General features: G+C 73.2%; 21 protein-coding genes. 17 read left to right on the top strand and 4 right to left on the bottom strand.

The window, feature by feature from the left end:
* The first annotated feature begins 78 nt into the window (after positions 1–78).
* Positions 79–987 (top strand): DUF3105 domain-containing protein, encoded by a 909-nt coding sequence (locus tag ACFQBR_RS13905; protein ID WP_344177100.1) that lies wholly within the window; start codon positions 79–81, stop codon positions 985–987.
* Between the two features lie 22 nt (positions 988–1,009).
* Here the strand turns inward: ACFQBR_RS13905 and ACFQBR_RS13900 are convergent, their stop codons facing one another.
* Positions 1,010–1,885 carry an HhH-GPD family protein gene (locus ACFQBR_RS13900; protein ID WP_267946842.1) on the bottom strand — a complete coding sequence of 292 codons (876 nt, stop codon included), beginning with the start codon at positions 1,883–1,885 and terminating at the stop codon, positions 1,010–1,012.
* A 143-nt stretch (positions 1,886–2,028) separates the two neighbouring features.
* On the opposite strand from ACFQBR_RS13900, the gene ACFQBR_RS13895 reads away from it, so the two are divergent.
* The 3 genes from ACFQBR_RS13895 (at position 2,029) to ACFQBR_RS13885 (ending at position 4,278) form a co-directional block, all read left to right on the top strand.
* Positions 2,029–2,697 (top strand): hypothetical protein, encoded by a 669-nt coding sequence (locus tag ACFQBR_RS13895; protein WP_344177232.1) that lies wholly within the window; start codon positions 2,029–2,031, stop codon positions 2,695–2,697.
* A gap of 284 nt (positions 2,698–2,981) precedes the next feature.
* Positions 2,982–3,740 (top strand): SGNH/GDSL hydrolase family protein, encoded by a 759-nt coding sequence (locus ACFQBR_RS13890; RefSeq protein WP_344177102.1) that lies wholly within the window; start codon positions 2,982–2,984, stop codon positions 3,738–3,740.
* Positions 3,741–3,912: 172 nt separating this feature from the next.
* Entirely contained in the window at positions 3,913–4,278 is a 366-nt protein-coding gene (locus tag ACFQBR_RS13885; protein WP_330158381.1) for an SSI family serine proteinase inhibitor, read from the top strand.
* A 116-nt stretch (positions 4,279–4,394) separates the two neighbouring features.
* Here the strand turns inward: ACFQBR_RS13885 and radA are convergent, their stop codons facing one another.
* A complete protein-coding gene (radA, locus tag ACFQBR_RS13880) occupies positions 4,395–5,777 on the bottom strand; it encodes a DNA repair protein RadA (RefSeq protein ID WP_267946839.1) in 1,383 nt (460 codons plus the stop codon).
* Between the two features lie 168 nt (positions 5,778–5,945).
* Here radA and ACFQBR_RS13875 point away from each other — a divergent pair, with 168 nt between their 5' ends.
* Positions 5,946–6,863: an SGNH/GDSL hydrolase family protein gene (locus ACFQBR_RS13875; RefSeq protein WP_378553520.1), complete on the top strand. Its 918-nt coding sequence runs from the start codon at positions 5,946–5,948 to the stop codon at positions 6,861–6,863.
* A gap of 227 nt (positions 6,864–7,090) precedes the next feature.
* Positions 7,091–7,681, top strand: a complete 591-nt coding sequence (locus ACFQBR_RS13870) for a C40 family peptidase (protein WP_267946838.1) — start codon at positions 7,091–7,093, stop codon at positions 7,679–7,681.
* Between the two features lie 88 nt (positions 7,682–7,769).
* Here the strand turns inward: ACFQBR_RS13870 and ACFQBR_RS13865 are convergent, their stop codons facing one another.
* Complete coding sequence (locus ACFQBR_RS13865; protein ID WP_267950538.1) at positions 7,770–8,387, bottom strand: class I SAM-dependent methyltransferase; 618 nt, start codon at positions 8,385–8,387, stop codon at positions 7,770–7,772.
* Positions 8,388–8,686: 299 nt separating this feature from the next.
* Between ACFQBR_RS13865 and ACFQBR_RS13860 the strand changes: the two genes are divergently transcribed.
* From ACFQBR_RS13860 to ccsB, 10 genes are all read left to right on the top strand, one after another.
* The gene (locus ACFQBR_RS13860; protein WP_267946837.1) at positions 8,687–9,631 is read left to right on the top strand and encodes a sugar phosphate isomerase/epimerase family protein; all 945 of its coding nucleotides are present in this window, start codon (positions 8,687–8,689) and stop codon (positions 9,629–9,631) included.
* A 120-nt stretch (positions 9,632–9,751) separates the two neighbouring features.
* A complete protein-coding gene (gene proC, locus ACFQBR_RS13855) occupies positions 9,752–10,546 on the top strand; it encodes a pyrroline-5-carboxylate reductase (protein WP_267946836.1) in 795 nt (264 codons plus the stop codon).
* Between the two features lie 707 nt (positions 10,547–11,253).
* Positions 11,254–12,777, top strand: coding sequence for a DUF1109 domain-containing protein (locus tag ACFQBR_RS13850; RefSeq protein ID WP_344177106.1), 1,524 nt, complete (start codon positions 11,254–11,256; stop codon positions 12,775–12,777).
* A 212-nt stretch (positions 12,778–12,989) separates the two neighbouring features.
* Positions 12,990–14,150: an acetoin utilization protein AcuC gene (locus ACFQBR_RS13845; protein ID WP_267946834.1), complete on the top strand. Its 1,161-nt coding sequence runs from the start codon at positions 12,990–12,992 to the stop codon at positions 14,148–14,150.
* Positions 14,151–14,451: 301 nt separating this feature from the next.
* On the top strand, positions 14,452–15,249 hold the full coding sequence (locus ACFQBR_RS13840) for a phosphatase (RefSeq protein ID WP_267946833.1): 798 nt from the start codon (positions 14,452–14,454) through the stop codon (positions 15,247–15,249).
* Between the two features lie 254 nt (positions 15,250–15,503).
* Positions 15,504–15,707 carry a helix-turn-helix domain-containing protein gene (locus ACFQBR_RS13835; RefSeq protein ID WP_013155995.1) on the top strand — a complete coding sequence of 68 codons (204 nt, stop codon included), beginning with the start codon at positions 15,504–15,506 and terminating at the stop codon, positions 15,705–15,707.
* Between the two features lie 239 nt (positions 15,708–15,946).
* Complete coding sequence (locus ACFQBR_RS13830) at positions 15,947–16,681, top strand: TlpA family protein disulfide reductase (RefSeq protein ID WP_378553516.1); 735 nt, start codon at positions 15,947–15,949, stop codon at positions 16,679–16,681.
* Positions 16,681–17,511 (top strand): cytochrome c biogenesis CcdA family protein, encoded by an 831-nt coding sequence (locus tag ACFQBR_RS13825; RefSeq protein WP_344177108.1) that lies wholly within the window; start codon positions 16,681–16,683, stop codon positions 17,509–17,511. The genes ACFQBR_RS13830 and ACFQBR_RS13825 overlap by 1 nt, the downstream gene beginning before the upstream one ends.
* Complete coding sequence (gene resB / locus ACFQBR_RS13820) at positions 17,511–19,151, top strand: cytochrome c biogenesis protein ResB (RefSeq protein ID WP_344177110.1); 1,641 nt, start codon at positions 17,511–17,513, stop codon at positions 19,149–19,151. The genes ACFQBR_RS13825 and resB overlap by 1 nt, the downstream gene beginning before the upstream one ends.
* Positions 19,152–19,154: 3 nt before the next feature.
* Positions 19,155–20,171 (top strand): c-type cytochrome biogenesis protein CcsB, encoded by a 1,017-nt coding sequence (ccsB, locus tag ACFQBR_RS13815; protein WP_344177112.1) that lies wholly within the window; start codon positions 19,155–19,157, stop codon positions 20,169–20,171.
* A 146-nt stretch (positions 20,172–20,317) separates the two neighbouring features.
* Here ccsB and ACFQBR_RS13810 read toward each other — a convergent pair whose 3' ends face one another.
* On the bottom strand, positions 20,318–21,313 hold the full coding sequence (locus ACFQBR_RS13810) for a LacI family DNA-binding transcriptional regulator (RefSeq protein ID WP_344177114.1): 996 nt from the start codon (positions 21,311–21,313) through the stop codon (positions 20,318–20,320).
* Between the two features lie 237 nt (positions 21,314–21,550).
* Between ACFQBR_RS13810 and ACFQBR_RS13805 the strand changes: the two genes are divergently transcribed.
* Entirely contained in the window at positions 21,551–22,840 is a 1,290-nt protein-coding gene (locus ACFQBR_RS13805; protein ID WP_267946827.1) for a pectate lyase family protein, read from the top strand.
* The last annotated feature ends 202 nt before the right edge of the window (positions 22,841–23,042 follow it).

The following is a 23,042-nucleotide window of genomic DNA, read 5'->3' as shown; positions in this document are numbered from 1 at the left end:
GCTGAACCGGACGCCGTCCGTCACGGGGGCACCCCTTCGGGGGTGCCCCCTTCGGCGTTCGGCCGTTAGTGTGCGTTCGTGACCCATCCAGAACCCCGGCAGCACGGTCCGTGGCCGCCCCATGGACAGCAGCCGCAGCAGCCCCCGTCCGCACAGCCCCCGTACCCGCAGCCCGGCGCCCCCGGCGGTCCCCCGCCGGGCGGCCCGCCGGGGCAGCCGCCCCACGGCGCGGTGCCGCCGGGCGGGATGCCTCCCGGCGGCGGGTATCCCCCGCCGGGCCCTCCCGGACCCCAGGGGCCGGGCTCCCACGGCCCCCAGGGGCACTACGGGCCGCAGGGGCCGTACCCGCCGCCGCAGCAGGCGGGGGGCGGCCGCGGCGCCGGGCTCGCCCTGATCATCGGAGCGGTGGTCCTCGTCGTGCTCCTCGTCGCGGGCGGCGGCGTCCTCTACGTGGTGACGCGCCCCGGCGGCGGGGACGCCGGCGCCTCGGCCGGGGCGGGGCTGGAGGCGGTCCAGCACTACGAGGGCCTGTCCGCCGACCACGTCGAGGAGGGCGAGACCGTCGAGTACGACGTGTTCCCGCCCGTGGGCGGGGAGCACTACCCCGTCTGGCAGGACTGCGGCGTCTACGGGGAGCCGCTGCGCACCGAGTACGCCGTGCACTCCCTGGAGCACGGGGCCGTGTGGATCGCCTACGACCCCGGCCTGGACGCCGGACAGGTCGAGGCGCTCGCCGGCCTCTACTCGCCGGGCGACTACCTGGTGATCAGCCCCGTCGAGGGGCTGCCCGCGCCCGTGGTGGCGTCGGCCTGGGGGTCGCAGATCCTGCTGGAGGGCGCGGAGGACCCGCGCCTCACCGAGTACCTGGTGCAGTACGTCCAGGGCGAGAACACCCCGGAGCCGGGGGCGCCGTGCAGCGGCGGCTTCGCCGGGACCGAGGCGGAGTTCGACGCGGGCGGCGGCACGAGCGCCCGCATGGACGACTGACCCGGCGCCGGAAGGGGCCGGATCAGGAGGGCAGGGCGTACCGGCCGTCGTCGAGCGGGTCCACCAGGCCGTCGGACACCAGGGCGTCCAGGGCGCGCTCACGCTGCACGCGGTCGTCCCAGACGGCGTCCAGGGCGTCCTTGGCCACCGGGTGCGCGGAGTCGCGCAGCACGGCGAGCAGGCGGCCGCGCACCTGGCGGTCGGTGCCCTCGTAGGTCTGGCCCCGCCGGGGCGGCCCGTCGTAGGCGGGCTTGCCCGCGAGCCTCCACGCGCACTGCCCGGCGATGGGGCAGGAGGCGCAGGCGGGCGTGCGGGCGGTGCACACCAGGGCGCCGAGCTCCATCACGGCGACCCCCCAGCGCGCGGCGACGGGGGCGGTGGGCGGCAGCAGCGCCTCCGCGAGTGCCGTCTCCGCCTTGGTCTGGGTTTTCGGAGGGTACTGGACTCCTGTTTCGGCCCTGGCGAGGACGCGGCGGACGTTCGTGTCCAGAATGGCGTGCCTCTGCCCGTAGGCGAAGCTCGCCACGGCCGCGGCGGTGTAGGCGCCGATCCCCGGGAGGGAGAGCAGCGTGGCGTGGTCGTCCGGGACCCGGCCGCCGTGCTCCTCGGTGATCGCCACGGCACAGGCGTGCAGGCGCAGGGCGCGGCGCGGGTAGCCGAGCCGGTTCCACATGCGCACGGCCTCGCCCGACGCCTCCCCGGCCAGGTGGGCGGGGGTGGGCCAGCGCTCCATCCAGGCGCGCCAGGCGGGCAGGACCCGCACGACGGGGGTCTGCTGGAGCATGATCTCGCTGACCAGGATCGACCAGGGGGTGGCGTCGGGCGCGCGCCAGGGAAGGTCGCGCGCGTTCGACTCGTACCACGCCAGAACGGCGGTGCTGTAAGGGTTATCGCTCATCTTTAAAGGGAATCGGCGGGTTGAGTAGGTGGGTGGCACGCAAAACCGCAATACTACGGGCCATGGCGTCAAGTACCGGACATCCAGGAGCCGTCAGCCGCGAGACCTACTGGAAGCGGCGTGCCTTCGTCCTGATCGGGGTCATGCTGGTGGTCGCGCTGATCGCGTTCGCCTGTCAACCCTCGGACGACGAGACCGGTGAACCGACCCGGTCCGAGGCCGGTATGGACGCGTCGCCCTCTCCCAGTGTCCCATCCGAGGACCCCTCCGCGGACGAGAGCCCGGAACCCACGGCCGGGGCGTCGGAAGGGGCCGGGGAGAGCGCCTCCCCCTCACCCGGCGACGGGGCGTCCGAGGGCGCCGGCGGCGGGGAGGGCGGCGCCGGCGAGGTCGCCGCGCCCGAGCGCGCCGAGGACCTCTGCCGCCCGGAGGACGTCGTGGTGACGTTCGAGCTGGAGGGGGACCAGGAGGTCTACGGCTCCGGGAACGCGCCGGGCTTCAGGATCACCGTGGTCAACACGGCGGAGCAGACCTGCACCGTGGACGTGGGGGGCGCCGCCCTGGAGGTGCGCATCCACTCCGGTGACGACAGGATCTACTCCACCGCGGACTGCCTCAAGGACGGCGGCGCCGAGGAGCGCCAGCTCAGCCGGGGCGTGCCGCACGAGTTCACGGTCGACTGGGAGCGCAACCGCTCCTTCGAGGACTGCCGTGAGACCACCTCCAGCGCCCAGGCGGGCTGGTACCGGGCCAACCTGCACGGCGACTACGCGGGGGACCAGCCCCAGCTGGCGTTCCAGCTCAGGTCCTGAGCCCTGGCGGCGCCGCGGACGACGCGGCCCGCCGGGATCGCGCCCCGGGGTCCGGGTGGCGGCACTGCCACCCGGACCCCGGGGCGCGGCGCGCTTCCGGTCCCGCTGGGCGGGACGGGCCCCCGCCCCTCCGGCCCGGAGGGGCGACCGTGCGGCCGCGCGAAGACCTGCCCGTTCCGGGAGCCCCCCTTCCCGTGCGGACGCGGCGGGGGTACTCTGCCTGCGGTTGGGAGCGCTCCCAAGACGCTCTTCCCGGGGACCCGCACAGAGCAAGGAGTTTCCGCATGGACCAACGACCCTCCCGGGCCGCCCGGCGCATCGGCGCGGGCCTCGGGCTCACCCTGGCACTCGTCGCGGGCGCCCTCGCCCCCGCCGCGGCGGAGGCGGGACCGGCCGGGACGGCCGCGGCGGCGCGAACGGAGGAGGACACGGTGCGGATCATGCCGCTGGGCGACTCGATCACGGGCTCGCCCGGATGCTGGCGGGCCCTGCTCTGGGCCGACCTGGTGGAGGCCGGGCACACGGACGCCGACTTCGTGGGAACCCGGCCGGGCGACGGCTGCGGTTTCGAGTACGACGGCGACAACGAGGGCCACGGCGGCTTCCTCGTCACCGACGTCGCGGACCGCGGCCTCCTCGTGGACTGGCTCGCGCGGACGGAGCCCGACGTGGTGCTGATGCACTTCGGCACCAACGACGTGTGGAGCGGCGTCCCCGCGGAGACGGTCCTGGACGCCTACAGCGTGCTCGTCGCGCAGATGCGGGACCAGAACCCCCGCATGCGCGTCCTGGTCGCCCAGATCATCCCGATGGACCCCGCCCGCAGCTGCGCCGGGTGCGGGCGGGGCGTCGAGGACCTCAACGCGGCCATCCCGGCGTGGGCGGCCGGGGAGAGCACGGCGGAGTCGCCGGTGACCGTGGTGGACCAGTGGACCGGGTTCGACACCGGCACCGACACCTACGACGGGGTGCACCCCTCGGGCAGCGGCGACCGCAGGATCGCCGACCGCTGGCTGGAGTCCCTGCTCCCGCTGTTCTCCTGAGGCCGCGTCGGACCGGGGTGCGCCGGACCGGGGCCGCCCCGGCCCGGTCCGGCGATTCCAGGACGAACCCGGAGGGGAAGAAGTCGCCCGTGTTTCGGTAAAGTCGGCCGATTCCGGTGATCGAATGGTTACTATGCGTGGTGTTCTGATCGTTCGCACACCGGGAGCAGTCGTGCACCGCACCGCCCTGGCCCTCGCGGCCACCGCCGTCCTGTCCCTCGCCTTCGCCGTGCCCGCACAGGCGGAGCGCACCGTGACCACCAGCCACACACTGAGCATCCGGACGCCGTCCACGGGAGAGGTGCGGCAGGTCACCCTGGAGTGCCGGCCGACCGGCGGGGACCACCCCGAGGCGGAGCGGGCCTGCGCGGCCGTCGACGGGGCCGGATCGATCGCCCGGGCCAAGGGGGAGGGCGGCATGTGCACGATGATCCACCAGCCCGTCGTGGCCGTCGCCGAGGGCGCCGAGAGGTACGAGGAGGAGTTCTCGAACTCCTGCCTCCTCGTGAGCCAGAAGGGCGTCCTCTTCGACTTCTAGACGCGCTCTCCGGGCGCTTCCGGCGGTCCCGGAGCCGTGGCCCCGGACGGCCCGCGGACCACGGTCCGGGACCGCCCCGGGGCCGGCGGGCGGGGCAGGGGCCCGGCCCGCAGGCCTCAGTCGTCGTCCTGGGACTTCCTGGGCCGGCGCGAGCGCCTGGCGACGCGCAGGAGCGCCTCGCTCAGCTCCTCGACCTCCTGGGTGCGGATGCCCGGGATCGGGTCGCCGAAGTGCTTGGGCACGATGGCCTCGGTGAACCCGAGCCGCTGCGCCTCCGCGACCCTGCGGCGGACGCCCGAGACGGTGCGCACGTCGCCCGCGAGGCCGACCTCGCCGATCGCGATGAACCCGACGGGGAGGGCGACGTCGTTGCTGGAGCTGGCCGCCGCCATGGCGAGCGCCAGGTCCACGGCGGGCTCGGTGAGCTTCACGCCGCCGACCGTCGAGGCGTACACGTCCATGTTGGCCAGCCGCATGCCCGTGCGCTTCTCCAGCACCGCCAGGATCATGTTGACCCGGGAGGTGTCCAGGCCCGAGGTGGCGCGGCGCGGGGCCGGCAGGGGCGTGGGCGCGACCAGCGCCTGGACCTCGGTGATCAGGGGGCGCCGGCCCTCCATCGCGACGGTGACGCAGGTGCCGGGCACGGGGTCGGTGCGCTCGGTGAGGAACAGGCCGCTGGGGTCCGGCAGGCCGACGATGCCGCTCTCGGTGAGCTCGAAGCAGCCGATCTCGTCCGTGGGGCCGTACCGGTTCTTGATCGCGCGCAGCAGCCTCAGCTGGGAGTGGCGCTCGCCCTCGAAGTGCAGCACCACGTCGACCAGGTGCTCCAGCATGCGGGGGCCCGCGATCGAGCCGTCCTTGGTCACGTGGCCGACCAGGATGGTGGCGATCCCGCGCTCCTTGGCGATCTGGATCAGCGCGCCGGTCACCTGGCGGATCTGCGTGACACCGCCGGGAACGCCGGTGGCGTCGGGGGAGACCATGGTCTGCACCGAGTCCACGATCAGCAGCCGGGGGCCGACCTGGTCCACGTGGCTGACGAGGGAGGCGATGGAGGTCTCGGCGGCGAGGTAGAGCTTGTCCGACAGGGCCCCGAGGCGCTCGGCGCGCAGTCGCACCTGTCCGGCGGACTCCTCGCCGGTGATGTACAGCACGGGCCCGTCCGCGGCCCGCATCGCCGCGACCTCCAGGAGCAGCGTGGACTTGCCCACGCCGGGCTCGCCCGCCAGCAGGACGACGCCGCCGGGGACGGCGCCCCCGCCCAGGACGCGGTCGAGCTCGCCGACCCCGGTGGGGACGGCCTCGGCGCTCTCCACGCTGATCTCGGTGATGGGGCGGGCCCGGGAGGTGACGGGCGCGGCGGCGACGGACATCGCGGCGGGGGCCCCGGCCTCCTCGACCGTCCCCCAGGCCTGGCACTCGCCGCAGCGGCCCACCCACTTGAGGGTGGTCCATCCGCACTCCGCGCACCGGAACGTCGTCTTCGCTGCCTTTGCCATGGTCGCCACGCTAGCGGCTGCCGGGGACAGGCCCGTCGGGGGCGGAGCGGATTCTCCGCGACACACGAAAGTTACCTACGGGTTATGGGGAACTTCCGGTAGGTCGTGTTAAAGAATCTGTAAGGGTCCGACTACTCCCTGCCCCCCGCTCCCCGGAGAGGAACCCGCGTGCCCCGTAACGACGCAAACCCCGCCACCCCCCGACACCGGTGGCTCCGCCGAGTCCTGGTCCCCGCGGCCGCGGCGGTCCTGGGCCTGTCCCTGGTCTCGCCGCCGTCCGCCGCCGCGGAGGAGGCCGAGGCGGCCGCCTTCCAGCACTACGTGGCGCTGGGCGACTCCTTCGTCGCCGGGCCCCTGGTCCGCCAGCAGCAGGCCCAGGCCCGCGTGCCCCTGCTCGGCTGCATGCAGTCGAACCACAACTACCCCAAGATGCTCGCCGAGCGGATCGGGGTCGCCGAGCTGACCGACGCCAGCTGCTCCGGCGCGCGGATGGAGCACTTCTACGAGAACCAGTTCACCGACACGCTCCCGCAGCTCGACGCGCTGCGGCCGGAGACCGACCTGGTCACGGTCGGTATCGCGGGCAACGACTTCGGGTTCTCCGACGTGTTCGTCGAGTGCGCCAAGCGGAGCCTGGGCAACCCCCTGGGCAGCCCGTGCGCCAACTACTACGGCGACGAGCTCGACGTCCGGATCGAGGGCCTGCGCGGCGAGATCTCCCAGGTCTACGCCGACATCGCGGAGCGCAGCCCCGACGCGACGGTCCTCAGCGTGGGCTACCTCCAGCTCCTGCCGGAGAGCGGGGGCTGCTGGCCGAGCACGCCCATCGCCCGCGGGGACGTCCCGTTCCTCGACGCGGCGCAGACGTCGCTCAACGCGGTGATCAAGGAGGAGTCGGAGGCCAACGGCGCGGTGTTCGTGGACGTCCTGGAGCGGGGCAGGGACGTGTGCAAGCCCTCCGGCACCCGCTGGGTCGAGGGCCTGATCCCGGAGAACGGGGCCCCGGTGCACCCCAACCGGCTCGGTATGGAGGCGACGGCGGACTTCGTCCAGGCCGCGGTGGGCGTGCCCTCCCCGGCTCTGTGACGGAGGGTCGCCGACCCAGGGATAGGGGGTCCGTTTGCTGGTCGAATGACCGGTATATCCCCTCGGGTAAAGCAGCCTTTACCCTCCTTGGCGGCCAACTGGACCACGGAGAGTGATTTCTTCGGGTGGCTGTGTGACGAATGGTGGTGCGTCGAGGCGGAGAGATCCGCGTCACAGCGGCGCGGACGCCCCGGCGTGACTACTCACACGAGTGGAGCACCACCGTCATGCGACTACCGCGACAGCACGAGCAAAGGCAGGCCTGTCGTCCTACGGACCCGGGGCGACAGGCCTCGCCCGCCCGCCCCCGCCGGGGCGGACCGCGATCGCTCACGGCCGCCGCGCTCGCCGCGGCCTTCCTGTCCTCCGGCGCGGCCCCGGCCCTCGCCCAGCACGCGCAACCGGCGCCGGCGGCCCCGGGCGCCGGCGCACCTACGAGGGTCCACCAGGCGGCGCTGCCCTCCTCCACCGTCGAGAAGGCCATCAGCGCCGCCGAGTCCAAGAAGGGCACCCCCTACGGCTGGGGCGGCACCGGACCGGACTCCTTCGACTGCTCCGGCCTCGTCCAGTGGTCGTTCGCGCAGGCCGGGGTGGACCTCCCCCGCATCGCCCACGACCAGGTGCGGGAGGGGACCAGGGTCTCCTACTCCGACGCCAGGAGGGGCGACATCCTCTACTGGGCCGACGGCGGAGGGTACGCCTACCACGTCGCCATCTACCTCGGCGGCGGCCGCATGATCGACGCCCCGAAGTCCGGGGACCAGGTCCGCGAGCGGGACGTCAACCGCTACAACCTCGCCGGCGCGGTACGCCTGTGACGGGGACGGTCCCCGCGGGCGGCGCCGACGGCGGCCGCGAGCGTCCCGGGCGGTGAACCCGGGACCCCGGACACACCCGGCCGCCGGGTCAGTACCGCTTCCACCACAGGTTGACCGCGTAGTCCACCGACAGCCCGGGATGGGACCGCACGATCTCCGCGGCCAGCGCGGAGGGGAACTCGATCCGCACCACCGCCTCGAAGGCGCGGCGGTCGGTGAACGACCAGCGCATCGTCAGGGGCTCGCGGGTGAACCCGCGGGCCGCCCAGAACCGTTCCACGGCGGCCGGGTCGTACGACGGCAGCGAACGCCGGAACCAGGAGCCGAAGGTGGAGCGCGTGGCGTCGTTGTCGATCACGAACGCGACCCCGCCCCGCCGCATCACGCGGTCGAGCTCGGCCAGGCCGGGCTCGCACCCCGGACCGAAGAAGTAGGCCCAGCGCGCGTGCGCGACCTCGACGACGGAGTCGGGGACGGGCAGCCGCTGGGCCACTCCGTCCAGGACCCGGACGTGGTCCAGGCCCCGCACCCGGGCCCGGGCGGCCCCGGCCAGGGACGGGTGCGGTTCCACGCCGGTGACCCGGCTCGCCCGCGCGGCGAACCCCGGCAGGTGGTAGCCGGTGCCGCAGCCGACGTCCAGGACGTGGGCCCCGTCCATGGGGCGGACGCGGTCCATGGCCGCGCCGATCACGCCCTCGGGGTCCACCGCCCGGTTCTCCAACTCGTACGTCTGCGGGTTCCGCCAGATGTTGGGGCTGGGGATCGCGTCCCTGGGGATCATGCACCGCACACTAGCGATCCGGCCCGACCCGGCCTGCGGGTCCCCCGCCGGTCCCCGTGCCGTGTTCCCGCGGTCCCGGACCGGTCGCGGCGGGCCCCGCCCCGCCCGGGCGCCGTGCGGGGGAGGGGCGGGGCGGGAGGGGGCGGGGAGGCCCGGGGGGCGCGGCGCGCCGCGCTCGTCCGGGCGGAACGCACGGAGGGCCCGACAGCGCATAGTCTGGGGGTGTGAGTCCTATCCAGGTCCCAGACGCACCCGTCGTCCTGTCGTCGGCGTCGGTCTACCCGGAGAAGACCCCGGCCGCCTTCGAGATCGCGGCGAAGCTGGGGTACGACGGGGTGGAGGTCCTCGTCTCCTCCGATCCGGCCAGCCAGGACATCGACCTCCTGCGGCGCCTCTCGGACTACCACCAGATGCCCGTCACCGCCGTCCACTCGCCCTGCCTGGTCCTCACCCAGCGTGTGTGGGGCAGGGAGCCCTGGGGGAAGCTCGTCCGCTCCAAGGAGATGGCCGAGGCCCTGGGCGCGAAGACCATCGTCGTCCACCCCGCCTTCCGCTGGCAGCGCGAGTACGCGCGCGAGTTCGAGAGCGGGATCTCCCGTATGCAGGACGAGACCGACGTCGTCTTCGCGGTGGAGAACATGTACCCCGTGCGGGTCCGCGACCGCGAGGTCGTCCCCTACGCGCCGAGCTGGAACCCCCTCGACCGCGACTACCCCGACGTCACGCTCGACCTGTCGCACACCGCCATGTCCGGCTCCGACGCCATGCAGATGGCCAGGCAGCTGGGCGACCGCCTCTCGCACGTCCACGTGACGGACGGCTTCGGCGGTCAGAACCTCGACGAGCACCTCATCCCCGGCCGCGGGACCCAGCCGGTCGGCGAACTCCTGGAGTACCTGGCCGAGCGCGGCTTCGGCGGGCAGCTGGTGCTGGAGGTCAGCACCCGCAAGGCCGCCGACCGCCAGGCGCGCATGCGCGAGCTGGCCGAGGCCCTGGCCTTCACCCGCCTGCACTTCGCGCAGACCTCCTCGGCGTCCGGCCGCACGCACGACCGCCGCGAGCGCATCGCCCTCCTGCGCCGGAAGCCGTCGGCGCCGCCCCGCCGCTTCTCGGTGGACGGCGGCGGCACGGTCGACGACAAGGGCACGGTCGACCCGGGCGGGAGCTGACGCGGTCCGGCCCCGGCGGGTCCGGGGCCTGCGCGGTCCGCCGTCCACAGGCCGGGACGCGGGGTCCCCCCGGGCCGGCGGGGCCGCTAGCGTGGACGTGACCCGCAGAGAGGACTCTTCATGATCGCGATCATCGGTGCCGGGAAGATGGGCGAGGCGCTGCTCGCCGGAATGCTGGCCAAGGGCCACGCGCCGGAGGACGTCCTCGTCACCGAGCCGCGCGAGGAGCACGCGGAGGAGCTGCGCCGCCGCTACCGGGTCGAGGTGGTCTCCGCGACGGACGCGGCCAAGCGCGCGGACACGCTCCTGCTCGCCCTCAAACCCCAGGACATGGTGGCGCTGCTGGACGACCTGTCCCCGCACCTGGGCTCGGAGCGCCTGATCATCTCCGTCGCGGCCGGGATCACCACCGCCGTCCTGGAGAACCACCTGCCCGCCGGGACGCCCGTCGTCCGCGCCATGCCCAACACGCCCGCCCTGATGGGCGAGGGGATGACCGCCGTCGCGGGCGGCGCCCACACCGACGGGGCCCACCTGGACCGGGCGGAGGCGCTCCTGGCCACGGTCGGCGAGGTGATCCGGGTCGGCGAGCAGCACATGGACACGGTGACCGCCATCTCGGGCAGCGGCCCCGCGTACTTCTACTTCATCGCGGAGACGATGATCGAGGCCGGTGTCGCCATGGGGATGCCGCGCGTCACGGCGCAGAAGCTCGTCGGGCAGACCATCACCGGCGCCGCCGCCATGCTCAACGGTTCGGGGGAGCACCCGGTGGTGCTGCGCGAGGCCGTGACCTCCCCGGGCGGCACCACGGCCGCCGCGCTGCGCGAGCTGGAGCGGCACGGCGTCCGGACCGCGTTCACCGACGCCATCGAGGCGGCCCGGGACAGGAGCGGCGCGCTCTCCGGAAGCTGACGGGGCCGGAGCGGGCCCGCCGCCGGTCCCCCCCGGGGCGCCGGACGGCGGCCGCCACCGCAGGTCGGCGCGGGACCCGCGGCGGTGCGGGACCGGGCCGGGCGGGACCGCCGGCCGCGCGCGGGGCGGGGGAGCGCACCGCGCGGGGGAGGCGCCGGGGACGTCGGCGATCGGGGGTTGGCCGGAAACGGCCTTTCTTGACCAATCCGGACGTCGTGGTCCATGTGTACTGTGCAGGGGAAGGGGCGCGCACGCCCCTCTCTGTCTCGCCCGCGCGAGCCATCCCCCCTCTCCTGCTTCCAGGGTCCTCCATGACATCTCCCCCTCCCCCGTCCGACCCCTCCCAGCCGCCGGGCGGAGGCCCCCCTCCGGGAGGCCCCCCTCCGGGAGGCCCGCCGCAGGGCGGCGCCCCCCGCGGTCCGGCGGGAGGCCCGCCCACGGGCGGATTCCCGCCCGGAGGCCCGCCTTCGGGAGGCCCGCCGCACGGCGGCGCCCCCCGCGGTCCGATGGGAGGCCCGCCCACGGGCGGATTCCCGGCCGGAGGCCGTCCCCAGGGCGGCGCACCCACGGGCGGCGTCCCTTCCGGGGGCGTGTACTCGGGCGGGATGCCCCCCGGCGGACCGCCCCCGGGCGGCTTTCCGCCCGGAGGCCTCCCCCCTGGCGCTCCTCCCGGCGGGATGCCTCCCGGTGGACCGCCCCCCGGCGGGATGCCCCCCGGCGGTTTCGGCGGCCCGCCTCCCCCGAAGCCTCCCCGCATGCCCGTCCTCTCCTCGCCCTCGGCGGTGCGGGCCTCCCTGCTCAACGCCTCCGGCCTCGGCGCCGGGTACGCCTACCTGCGGCAGTGGCCCTTCTTCGCCGCGGCGGTCGCCGTCACCGCCGGCCTCCTGGTCACCGCCGCGGTCCTGGGCGCCGCCGACAACCTGCTGGTCTGGGCGCCGGTCCTGCTCGCCTGGTTCGCGGCGGCCGCCGTGCACGGCCTCTTCGCGGGGCGCTCCCGCGACGAGCGGGCGCTCACCCGGGGCGAGCAGCCCGCGCGGAACAGGGCGGCGCTCCTCACCGCGGGCGGCCTCGTGCTGGTCATGGCGGCCTCCGTCGCCGGCGTCTGGCAGGCGGGAGAGTGGCGGCTGCGCGTCGCCGACGCCGCCCACGCCCGGGGCGAGTGCGGCCCGTCGGAGGCCGTGGCCGCCTACGGGAGCGTCGAGGACCTCTTCCAGCTGTCCTTCTCCCCGTCGCTCATGTCCAGGGCCCGCGCGGGCGCGGAGGCGTGCGCGCTGCTGGAGCGCGCCCAGGGCGACGTCGCCTCCGGCGACTTCGGGCAGGCCCTCGACTCCTACTCGGCCTACTTCGCCCACGGTTCGTCCCGGTGGGAGGACGCCGACGGCGAGATCGCGGACATCCACTTCTCCTACGCGGCCGACCTGGCCGCCACGGCGGAGGAGGGGTTCGACGGCGAGGTCACCGAGGAGTACCGCGAGAGCATGAGGCAGGCCCACGAGGTCTACAGCGTGATCCCGGTGGACTACGCGGGCACCGAGGCCGCGGGGGATGTGCCCGCCGCGCTCGCGGAGCTGTACGGGACCGGCACGGCCGAGTACGCGGCCGAGAACTGGTGCGCGGCCTTCGACCAGATCGACCTGTTCAACGACCTGTCCTGGGAGGGCGCGCCCGAGATCGCCGACCGCCTGGCCGAGGAGCGTCCGGACGCCGCGTTCAACTGCGGCTGGGAGCACGTGGAGGAGGGCCGGTTCGATCCCGCCGAGACCATGGTCGCCCTGCTCGGCGACGAGTACCCCGACCACGAGGCGGACGAGGTCGAGAGGATGGTCGTCCACATCGGCGCCGGGCGCGTCGAGGCCGAGATGGACACCCTGACCACCATCGGCGAGGTCGACTTCGCCCCGGAGCCCACCGGGGGCTCCGGAAACGGCATGACCGTCCTGGAGATCACCAACAACACGCCCTACGAGATGAGGTTCCTCTACGTCGGCCCCGACCGGGTGCACGACGAGGTCGTCACCGAGGCGTGCGAGGAGTGCGAGACCTACAGCTCGCCCCCGACCGGCAACTCGTGCTTCGACAACGGCGAGGTCATGCGCCTCGAACTCGAACCCGGCGAGTACCGGGTGCTGCTCACCTCCAACGAGGGGTTCTTCGGCGCCGCGCCGCTGCACGGCACCGTCGACTTCGGGGCCGGTGACCTGTACGAGTCCTGCTACTTCATCACCGAGTAGCCGGAGCGGCGGGAGGGCCGGTGCGCGCACCGCGGCCCCCTCCCGCCCCGGGCGGGCGGACGCCGCCCGCCCGGGCCGTCCGCCGGTCCGGCGCCCGTCCCCGGGACCCGGGGTTCGGATCGGGGCCCGGTTTTGCGTACTGTGTGCTTCGGAGCACGCACACCTGAAACGGGGGTCACCACATGGGAGGGCGCACGTCCTGCTCGCTTCGGGTGGCATGGGATGACGGACTGACGGCCTACGACTTCGGGCCCCAGCACCCGATGGCGCCGATCCGTGTCGAGCTGACGATGGCCCTCAGCCGCGAACTCGGCGTGCTGGACGCCCCGGGGGTCGGCCTCCTGGACGTGGAGCCCGCGTCCGACGAACTCCTCTCGCTGGTGCACGACCGCGCCTACATCGAGGCGGTCAAGCGCGCGGGCAGGACACTGGCGCCCGACGACACCCACCTGCTCGGCACCGCGGACAACCCCGTCTTCCCCGACATGCACGACGCCGCGGCGCTCATCACGGGCGCGTCCGTCGCCGCCGCGAGAGCGGTGTGGACGGGGGAGACCGCGCACGCCGCGAACATCGCGGGCGGCCTGCACCACGCGATGCGCAACCACGCGTGGGGCTTCTGCGTCTACAACGACCCCGCGATCGCCATCAGCTGGCTGCTGGAACAGGGCGCCAAGCGGATCGCGTACGTGGACGTGGACGTCCACCACGGCGACGGCGTGCAGAACGCGTTCTACAACGATCCCCGCGTGCTCACCATCAGCCTGCACGAGTCGCCGGTGACCCTGTTCCCCGGCACCGGACAGGCGTCCGAGACCGGAGGCCCGGACGCGGAGGGGTACGCGGTCAACGTCGCCCTCCCGGCGGGCACCGGGGACACCGGCTGGCACCGCGCCTTCGACGCCGTCGTCCCTCCGCTGCTGCACGAGTTCCAGCCGGAGATCCTCGTGACCCAGCAGGGCTGCGACACCCACGCCCTCGATCCGCTCGCCAACCTCACCCTCAGCGTGGACGGCCAGCGGCGCGCCTACTCCGAGCTGCACAAGCTCGCGCAGAAGACGGCGGGCGGCCGGTGGCTGCTCTTCGGCGGCGGCGGCTACGGGCTGGTGCACGTGGTCCCGCGGGCCTGGACCCATCTGCTCGCCGAGGCCGCGGGCCACCCGATCGACCCGGACACCGAGACCCCGCAGAAGTGGCGCGACTTCGTACGGGAGCGCACCGGAGAACTGGCGCCCCTCTACATGACCGACGGCCGAGAGGTCTCGTTCGCGCCCTTCGTGGACGGCTACGACCCCGGCGACGCGGTGGACCGCGCGATCCACGCCACCCGCACCGCCGTCTTCCCCAGCCACGGCATCGACCCGAGCCTCTAGCCCCCGCCGACCGGACCGCCCGCGGCCCCTCCGCACGCGTCCCCGGCCGTCCCGGACCCGGAGCGGTTCCGGCGCGGCCCGAATTACGACCGGTTCGGACCGCCGCGCATTCCGGGATTCCGGTCCGTGGCCCGGCCCGCAGCAGCGCCCGGGAGTACGGAGGTGAATTCGTGGGGATTGCGCGTTGTACGCCGTAGGCGGGTAGGACAGAGGTTGAATACCGGGCGAACAGAGGCCGGCGTCGTGGTGGCATCACGGCGGGGCGCACGCTCGCTGCCCAGTCGAGGAAGGGGAACGCCAGGTGACGCCGCCGACACGCGCTGAACTCATCACCTATCTGGTTCGCACGGGGATCGCCGGGCACGTCGACACCCCCCGCCAGAACAACCTTCGGCACTACCGGCGGCTGGTGCAGAAGGACCCCTACCACCAGTTCGGTCTGACGTTCTCCCACGACTGGACGTTCTCCGAGGTCCTCTCCCTCATGAGCAAGCGGTGCGGCGTCGTGGGCGACGAGGAGTACGTGTGGGGCATCGACACCATCGACCCCGACCTGACCGTGGACGCCCTGGAGGCGCTGGCCGACCGGATGGCGCTGGCGGCGGAGCGCCGCGAGAGGGTCATGTTCGCCACCGGCCACCCCAGCAAACTCCGTGAGACCTACCGGGTCTGGAAGGACGCACTGGCCTCACGCGGCTGCCCGGTCGTCACCGCGGCAAGCGGATATTCGTACGAGGTGACTACCGAGAAGCCGCCCAACCGGCGGATCGTGGTCTGGAAGGACGAAGTCGCGATCGTGACGGACGGGCACCTCGCGCGTCACAGCCATCACCCCTTCGCCATGCGTGCCATTCTCGGGGACCTGGAGAACCGGGGTGAGGCATGGCCGCAGTTGGTCATCGCGGACCACGGGTTCGCGGGTGCGGCGGGGGAGGCCGGAGTGCCGACGATGGGGTTCGCGGACTGCAACGACCCCGCTCTGTTCCTGGCCGAACACGAGGGAAAGCTACTGGTCACGGTGCCTCTGGACGACGGATACCTGACCGAGGACTACGCCCCCCTGCGCGAGTACGTCCTCGCGAGGGCCGGTCTGATTTGACCAGGGCCGACCATTTATACCCACCGTTAAACCTCATCCGTCCCGTCGTCAACGTGTATCCCCGAAGACAGGACAATCGACCTTTCGCAGACGGGGTCTCGGCTCTACTCTGAAAACGGACGTGTCAGTAGTGACAGAGTGACACGCTGGCGTGGGGTTGGGACGGGCACATACCGGGGTTGCCCCTACCGCCGTAGATCACGCCGGGCTGAAGAGTGGACAATGCTCACGTCCGGGAATGAGGGCGTCGGAAGATGAACGGGAGCAAACCGCCTCTCGAAGAGGTCAGGTTCTTGACCGTGGCAGAAGTCGCCACGATCATGCGTGTGTCCAAGATGACCGTTTACCGAATGGTGCACTCGGGAGTTCTCCCCGCGATTCGCGTGGGGCGTTCCTACCGGGTTCCCGAGCGGGCCGTGCACGACTACCTCCGCGAGGCATTCGTCGAGGCTGGTTGATCCAGGGCCGAGGCCGGCCGGGGCGGCGACACGCGCGCCCCGGCCGACGCACCACCCCCGGGGGCGGTGCCCGACGGACACCGCCCCCACCGAGGTTTCCCCACCTCGCCGCAGGCCGCCCGGCACGCCGGACCGAAGGTCCCTTGTGCCGGGGCGGCCGAAGGGGCGCCAGGGCATCTACTACAATCTGTCGTTGATGTAGTCCGCCCTGTTCACCCCCGGTTCGCGAGGTTCCCTCGATGCCCAGTACCAGCTCAGGTACGCGGTCGCGCCGCGGCGTGCCGCGCCTTGCGGCGACCGCCCTGGCCGCCGCCATCGCCCTCACCGGCTGCGCCGGGGGCAACGAGATCGAGGCCGGGGGCGAGGACGACCGGTTCATCTCGGGCGACGGCAGCTCCACCACCTTCGAGGCCGCCGAGCGGGTCGAGGCGCCCGAGGTCGAGGGCACCACCCTCGACGGCGACACCGTGTCCCTCGGCGACTACGAGGGCGGCATCGTGGTCCTCAACGTCTGGGCGAGCTGGTGCGGCCCCTGCCGCGCCGAGCAGCCCGTGCTCGACGAGGTCCACGCCGAGTACGGAGACCTGGGGGTGGACTTCCTGGGCGTCAACATCAAGGACGACGAGACCGCGGCGCGGGCCTACCTCTCCGACAAGGACGTCGCCTACCCGAGCCTGTACGACCAGCCCGGCGAGGTGCCGCAGGCCTTCCGCGACACCGTCCCCCCGCGTGCGATCCCCAGCACCCTCGTCATCGACCCCGACGGCCGCATCGCGGCCCGCGTCATCGGTCCCACCACCTACGGCCAGCTCACGGGGCTGCTCAACCCCGTGGTGGTGGAGTTCGGCCTCGGTGATCCCGAGGAGCGGCCCCGGGTGGCCGACCAGGAGGCCTCCCCGGAGGACGGGGAGGCGTCCCCGGAGGAGGGCGGGGAACAGCCCTCCGACGCCCCCTCGGACGGGGACGACCGCTGATGGACGCGATCGGCACCACCGTCCTCACCGGGTCCCTCCTCGCCGCCGTCCCCCTGGCGCTCGCCGCCGGGCTCCTGTCCTTCCTGTCCCCCTGCGTGCTCCCGCTCGTGCCCGGCTACCTCTCCTACGTGACCGGCATGAGCGGCGCCGACGTGCGCGAGCGCTCCGCCGCCCGCGCCGCCGGGGAAGGGGCGGCCGAGGGGGGCGCCACGGCGACGGCCGTCGCCGACGTCGACGCCGAACTCGCCACGCGCCGGTGGACCATGGTCACCGGCAGCGTCCTGTTCATCGCCGGGTTCACCCTCGTGTTCGTCGCCGTCGGCGGCTTCATCGGCTGGCTCGGCGACCTCCTCGTGGACTACACCGACCCCCTCACCCGGGTCCTCGGGGTCCTCACCATCGTCCTCGGGCTCGCCTTCATGGGCGTGATGCCCGGGTTCGGGCGCGAGTTCCGCTTCCACCGGCTGCCCCGTGCGGGCCTGGCCGGCGCGCCCCTGCTCGGGGTCCTCTTCGGCCTCGGCTGGACCCCGTGCATCGGTCCGACCCTGGCCGCCGTGCAGACCCTCGCCTTCATCGAGGGCGGCGCCGGCCGCGGCATGCTCCTGTCCCTCGTCTACTGCGTGGGCCTGGGGCTGCCCTTCGTCCTCGCCTCCCTTCTCTACCGGCGCGCCCTGACCGCCTTCGGCTGGCTCAAGCGACGCACCCGCACCGTCACCGTCATCGGCGGGGCCATGCTCGTCCTCGTCGGCCTGGCCATGGTGACCGGGCTGTGGACGCAGCTGACCGTCGCCATGCAGGGCTGGGCCGCCGACTTCCAAACGGTGATCTGATGAGTACGACGACCACGACCGACGACGACACCGGGAGCGGGGCCGGGGACCGGGAGGGCGGGCAGCCCAGGGGCCTGGGCCCGCTCGGCTGGCTGCGCTGGGCGTGGCGCGTCCTCACCTCGATGCGCACCGCCCTGATCCTGCTCTTCCTGCTGGCCGTCGGAGCCATCCCCGGCTCGATCCTGCCGCAGAACGTCGTGAGCGTGGACGAGGTCAACACCTACGTCCGGGAGAACCCCGAACTGGCCCCCTGGCTGGACCGGTTCTACCTGTTCGACGTGTTCTCGTCGCCCTGGTACGCGGCGATCTACCTGCTGCTGTTCGTCTCCCTCGCGGGCTGCGTCTTCCCGCGTGCCGTCGTCCACGCCCGCGCCGTGCGGGCCAGGCCGGTGCACACCCCCAGGAACCTGGGGCGGATGCCGTACGCGGCGACGTTCACGACGGGCGCCGATCCGGAGACGGTCCTCGGCCAGGCGCGCAAGGTCCTCAAGGGCTACCGGATCGAGCGCTACGGGGACTCCCTCTCCAGCGAGACCGGATACCTGCGCGAGGCCGGGAACGTGCTGTTCCACCTCGCCCTGCTGGGGCTGCTGCTCGCGCTGGCCGCCGGGTCGTTCTTCGGCTACCGGGGCAACATGCTGCTGGTGGAGGGCGACGGGTTCGCGAACACCCTGCCCTCCTACGACGCCATCTACCCCGGGCACTGGACCGACACCGACGCCCTGGAGCCCTTCACCCTGCACCTGGACGACTTCGAGGCGTCGTTCATCGAGGACGGCAACCTGCGCGGACAGGCCGAGTCCTACGTCGCCGAACTGACCTACAAGGAGTCCCCGGAGGCGGAGGAGGCCCGGCACACGCTGGAGGTCAACCACCCCCTCACCGTGGACGGCGTGCAGGTCTACCTGCTCGGCCACGGCTACGCGCCCGAGTTCGAGGTCCGCAACGCCGACGGCGAGGTCGTCTTCGACCAGGCGGTCCCGTTCCTGTTCCGGGAGACCGCGACCTTCACCTCCGACGGCGTCGTCAAGGTCCCCGACACCGGCGGGGAGGAGCTGGGCTTCGTCGGGGTGTTCCTGCCGAGCGCGGCGGAGACGCCCGAGGGCGACCTCGTCTCCGACTTCCCGGGTGCGGAGAACCCCCGGGTGACCCTGGAGGGCTACCGCGGCGACCTCGGCATGCTGGACCCGCAGTCGGTCTACCAGCTCCAGACCAGCGGCATGGAGGAGCTCGGAAGCTCCCCGGTGCTGGGGATCGGGGACAGCTGGGACCTCCCGGACGGCGCCGGGTCGATCACGTTCACCGGGTACAGCGAGTACATCAGCCTTCAGACCAACCGCGACGGCGCGCGCGTCCCGGCGCTCGCGGCGGCCACCCTGGCCGTCCTGGGCCTGGTCACCACGCTGTTCGTCCGACCCCGCCGCGTGTGGGTGCGCGCGACCAGGGGCGCGGACGGGCGCACGCGGGTCGAGCTGTCCGGCCTCGGCAAGACCGAGGTGGCGGGCAACAACGCCGAGTTCCACGAACTCACCACAGAGCTTGCCGGACGGCTCCGGAACGACGAGTCGGACGACAACCCCCGAAATCCCCGAAGCAGCACACCATCCGACCCGCCAGAGTCGACGACAACGAGGGAGTGACCGGTGACGTACACACTCGCCGGAACGGTGGACGAGACGATGGCGTCGACCAGCGACATGTTGATCATCGCGATGATCGTCACGTACGCGGCGGCCCTGTTCCTCTTCGCCATCGAGGCCGCCTACGGAAAGCGCACCAACCTCAGGGCCGGCAAGCTCATGCCGGTGGCCGCGGGCTCAGGGAAGGACGCCGGAGCCGCCGGAAGCGGTGACGACGACCTCGACATCGACGTCAACGTCCGCACCACCGAGGGGGAGGCACAGGCCTCCCAGAGCAACCTCGGCCGGGTGGCGCTCGGCGTGACGACGCTCGGGTTCGTGATGGGCGTCGCCCAGATCGTCACCCGGGGCCTCGCCGCGGGCCGGTGGCCCTGGGGCAACATGTTCGAGTTCATCGTGGCGCTGTGCCTGGTCGCGGTGGGCGGGCTCCTGTACGCCTCGTTCCGCTACCAGGCGCGGTTCCTCGGGGCCTTCGTCCTGGTCCCGGTCCTGCTCCTGCTGGGCATCGGCGTCAAGTGGCTGTACGTGGACCCGGGCCCGCTGATCCCGGCCCTGCACTCCTACTGGGTGCCGATCCACGTGACCGCGACGATCATCGCGGGCGGCGCGTTCATGGTGTCCGGCGTCGCGGGCGTCACCTACCTGGTGTCGCACCGCGCGGAGGCCAAGCGCGCCCTGGGACAGAAGGTCGCGGGCATCGCGGGGCGCCTGCCCAGCCCGGAGCTGCTGGACCGCATCTCGCACCGGTTCATCCTGTTCGCGTTCCCGCTGTGGACGTTCGGCATCATCGCCGGCTCCATCTGGGCGGACGAGGCGTGGGGCCGCTTCTGGGGCTGGGACCCCAAGGAGGTGTGGTCGTTCATCTCCTGGGTGATCTACGCCGCCTACCTGCACGCCCGTGCCACGGGCGGCTGGCGCGGCCCCAAGGCCACCTGGATCAACGTGCTGGGCTTCCTGACCATCCTGTTCAACTTCTTCGCCGTGAACTACATGTTCAGCGGTCTGCACTCCTACGCCTGACCCGGGCTGCGCACGGCGGCGGGGGCCCTCGGGTCCTCGCCGTCAGCCGTTGCGGCCCCCGCGCGAACGGCCTGCCGGAGGGCCCGGCCGGGGCCGGCCGGAGGTCCCGCGCGGCGGTCCGGCGAGCGGGAACTGTGCCGGGGCGGTCAAGGTCGGGACACGGCGCTGCGGGGCGGCGCCGTGGACTCCCGGACGACGAGGCGGGTGTCCAGGGTGACGGTCCCGGGGTCCTCCCCCGTGGTCACCCGGTGGACCAGCAGGTCGATGCCCCCGCGCCCGGCGGCCACGACCGGCATGTCCACGGTGGTGAGGGCCGGGCGGCAGTGCCGGGCGATGTGGGTGTTGTCCACGCCGACCACGCTGAGGTCCCCGGGCACCGACAGCCCCAGGGCCTCCACCTCCCGGATCAGGCCCAGCGCCACGAGGTCGTTGTAGGCGAGCACGGCGGTCGCCGGGCCCGACGCCACCTCGGCGGCGGCGGACGCCCCGCCCTCCTCGGTGGGAGGGTTCGGCCCGACGGGGTGCAGCCCGGCGCCGTGGCGCGCGGCGGCCTCCTCCGCGGCCCCCCGTATCCGCTGGGCGGTCCAGGACGCGCTCGGCCCGGTCAGCACGGCGATGTCCCTGTGCCCCAGCGCGACCAGGTGGTCCACGGCCTGCCGGGTGCCCGAGGCCACGTCCATCAGCACGCAGGGCAGCCCCCGGACGCGGCGGTTGACGACGACGAAGGGCACGTCGCGGCCGAGTTCGGCGATCACGCGCCCGCTGAGCCGCGAGGCGACGAGCAGCGCGCCGTCCACCTGCTTGGCCATGGAGCGCACCAGCTCCTCCTCCACCCGTGCCCGTTCGTCGGTGTCGGCCACGAACACGTGGTAGTCGCGTTCGCGCGCCTGCGCCTGGGCGGCCTTGATCAGCGGCGGGAAGAACGGGTTGGCGATGTCGGCGACGATCACCCCGAGGTTCGCGGTCCGCCGCGTGGAGAGGGCCCGCGCGGCGCGGTTGGGGCGGTAGCCGAGCCGCTCCGCCGCCGCCATGACACGGGTCCGCGTCACCGCGTTGACCATGTGGGCGGCGGAGAAGGCCCGGGAGACGGTGGAGACGTGGACCCCGCTCTCCCGCGCGACGTCCCTGATGGTGACGGCCACCCGGGGCCTCCGTTCCGTGGATGTTCCGATGTGCTCCGCTGGGACCCGAGGGTACGGCAACCGGTTGCGGAGCGGCAGGGTGCGGGCCGGGCTGCCGTCGCCGGGTTTTCCGGGGTTTTCCACGGAGAAGGCGGGGCGGAAGGGTTGACGTGGACGGGGGAGTCGGGAGATGTTCATGCAAACGTTTGCAGCCGGGTGCCGACCAGTACCCGGTATCCCCCCACCAGGAGCACGAACATGCGCAGGCTCATACTCCCCCTGGCCGCGGCGGTGGCGCTGACCGCCGTGCCGGCCACCTCCGCGAACGCCGCCCCCGACATCGGCCGGGAGGTCCTGGCCGACGGTGACGGATGGGGATCCGCCGGGGCCGGGACCACCGGCGGGTCCGCGGCGGCGCCGGAGCACGTCGTCACCGTCTCCACCCTGGAGGAGTTCCGCGAGGCGGTCTCCGGCGACCACCCGAAGATCGTCCGCGTGGAGGGCACCGTCGACGCCAACACGGCGCCGGACGGCACCCCGATCGCATGCGAGGACTACGCGGTCGACGGCTACACCCTGGAGGGCTACCTGGCCGCCTACGACCCCGCTGTGTGGGGGTGGGAGGACCCGTCCGGCCCGCTGGAGGAGGCCCGCGCCGCCTCGCAGGACGTCCAGGCCGAGCAGATCCGGGTCCGCGTCGGCTCCAACACCACGGTGGTCGGTGCGGGCGACGACGCCGTCATCTCCGGCATGAACCTCCTGGTCCACGACGTGGACAACGTCATCCTGCGCAACCTCTCCTTCTCCGACACCCACGACTGCTTCCCCGGGTGGGATCCCGCCGACGGCGGGACCGGCAACTGGAACTCGGAGTACGACCACGTGGAGGTCTCCGGGGCCACCAACGTGTGGGTGGACCACAACACGTTCGACGACGGGGACAACCCCGGGGCGGAGCTGCCCGACCACTTCGGCCGCAAGTACGAGGTGCACGACGGGCTGCTGGACATCGTCCGCGGGTCCGACCTGGTCACGGTCTCGTGGAACGACTTCGTCGAACGGGACAAGGCGATGCTGCTCGGCAACAGCGACAGCCGGACCACGGACCGGGGACGGCTCCGGGTGACCTACCACCACAACCACTTCGACGGGCTCGGGCAGAGGGCGCCGCGCGTGCGCTACGGCCAGGTGCACGTGTACAACAACCACTACACCGTGCGGGGCGGGCTCTACCAGTACAGCCTGGGCGTCGGGGTGGAGTCCCACGTCCACGCGGAGAACAACGTGTTCGACCTGCACGACGGGATCGGGGCGGAGGAGGTCCTGTACAACTGGGGCGGCGACGACATCGTCGAGCACGGCAACGCGGTGATGCGCGACGGCCGGGGGCGGCTGACCCGGGTCGACCTGGTGGAGGCCTACAACGCGGCCAACCCCGGCATGGAGCTGGGCACCGCCGGCACCTGGGTCCCCGAGTTCGCCCCGGACGTGGAGCCGGTGCACGCGGTGCGCGGGCTGCCGCGGAAGGTGGGGGCCGGGCTGCTCTGAACCGGGGCGGGCCGGGGGGCCGCCGTGAGCCCCTGACATGACGGTGGGGCCGTGCTCCGAGGAGTGCGGCCCCACCGTTGCGTTCACGCCTGTCGTGCCCCGCCTGCCGGGGCGGCCCTGTTCCACGCGGTCCGTCGGCGAGGTTCACCCGGGCGGGCCGGCGGCGAGGGGCCGGCGGGCCCCTTCTCCGACCGATCCGGCG

Origin of the sequence: Nocardiopsis tropica (assembly GCF_042660575.1) — a bacterium.
Classification (GTDB): domain Bacteria; phylum Actinomycetota; class Actinomycetes; order Streptosporangiales; family Streptosporangiaceae; genus Nocardiopsis; species Nocardiopsis tropica.
Note: the sequence above shows the minus strand (reverse complement) of the source record. Positions and strands in the feature narration are given on the sequence as shown.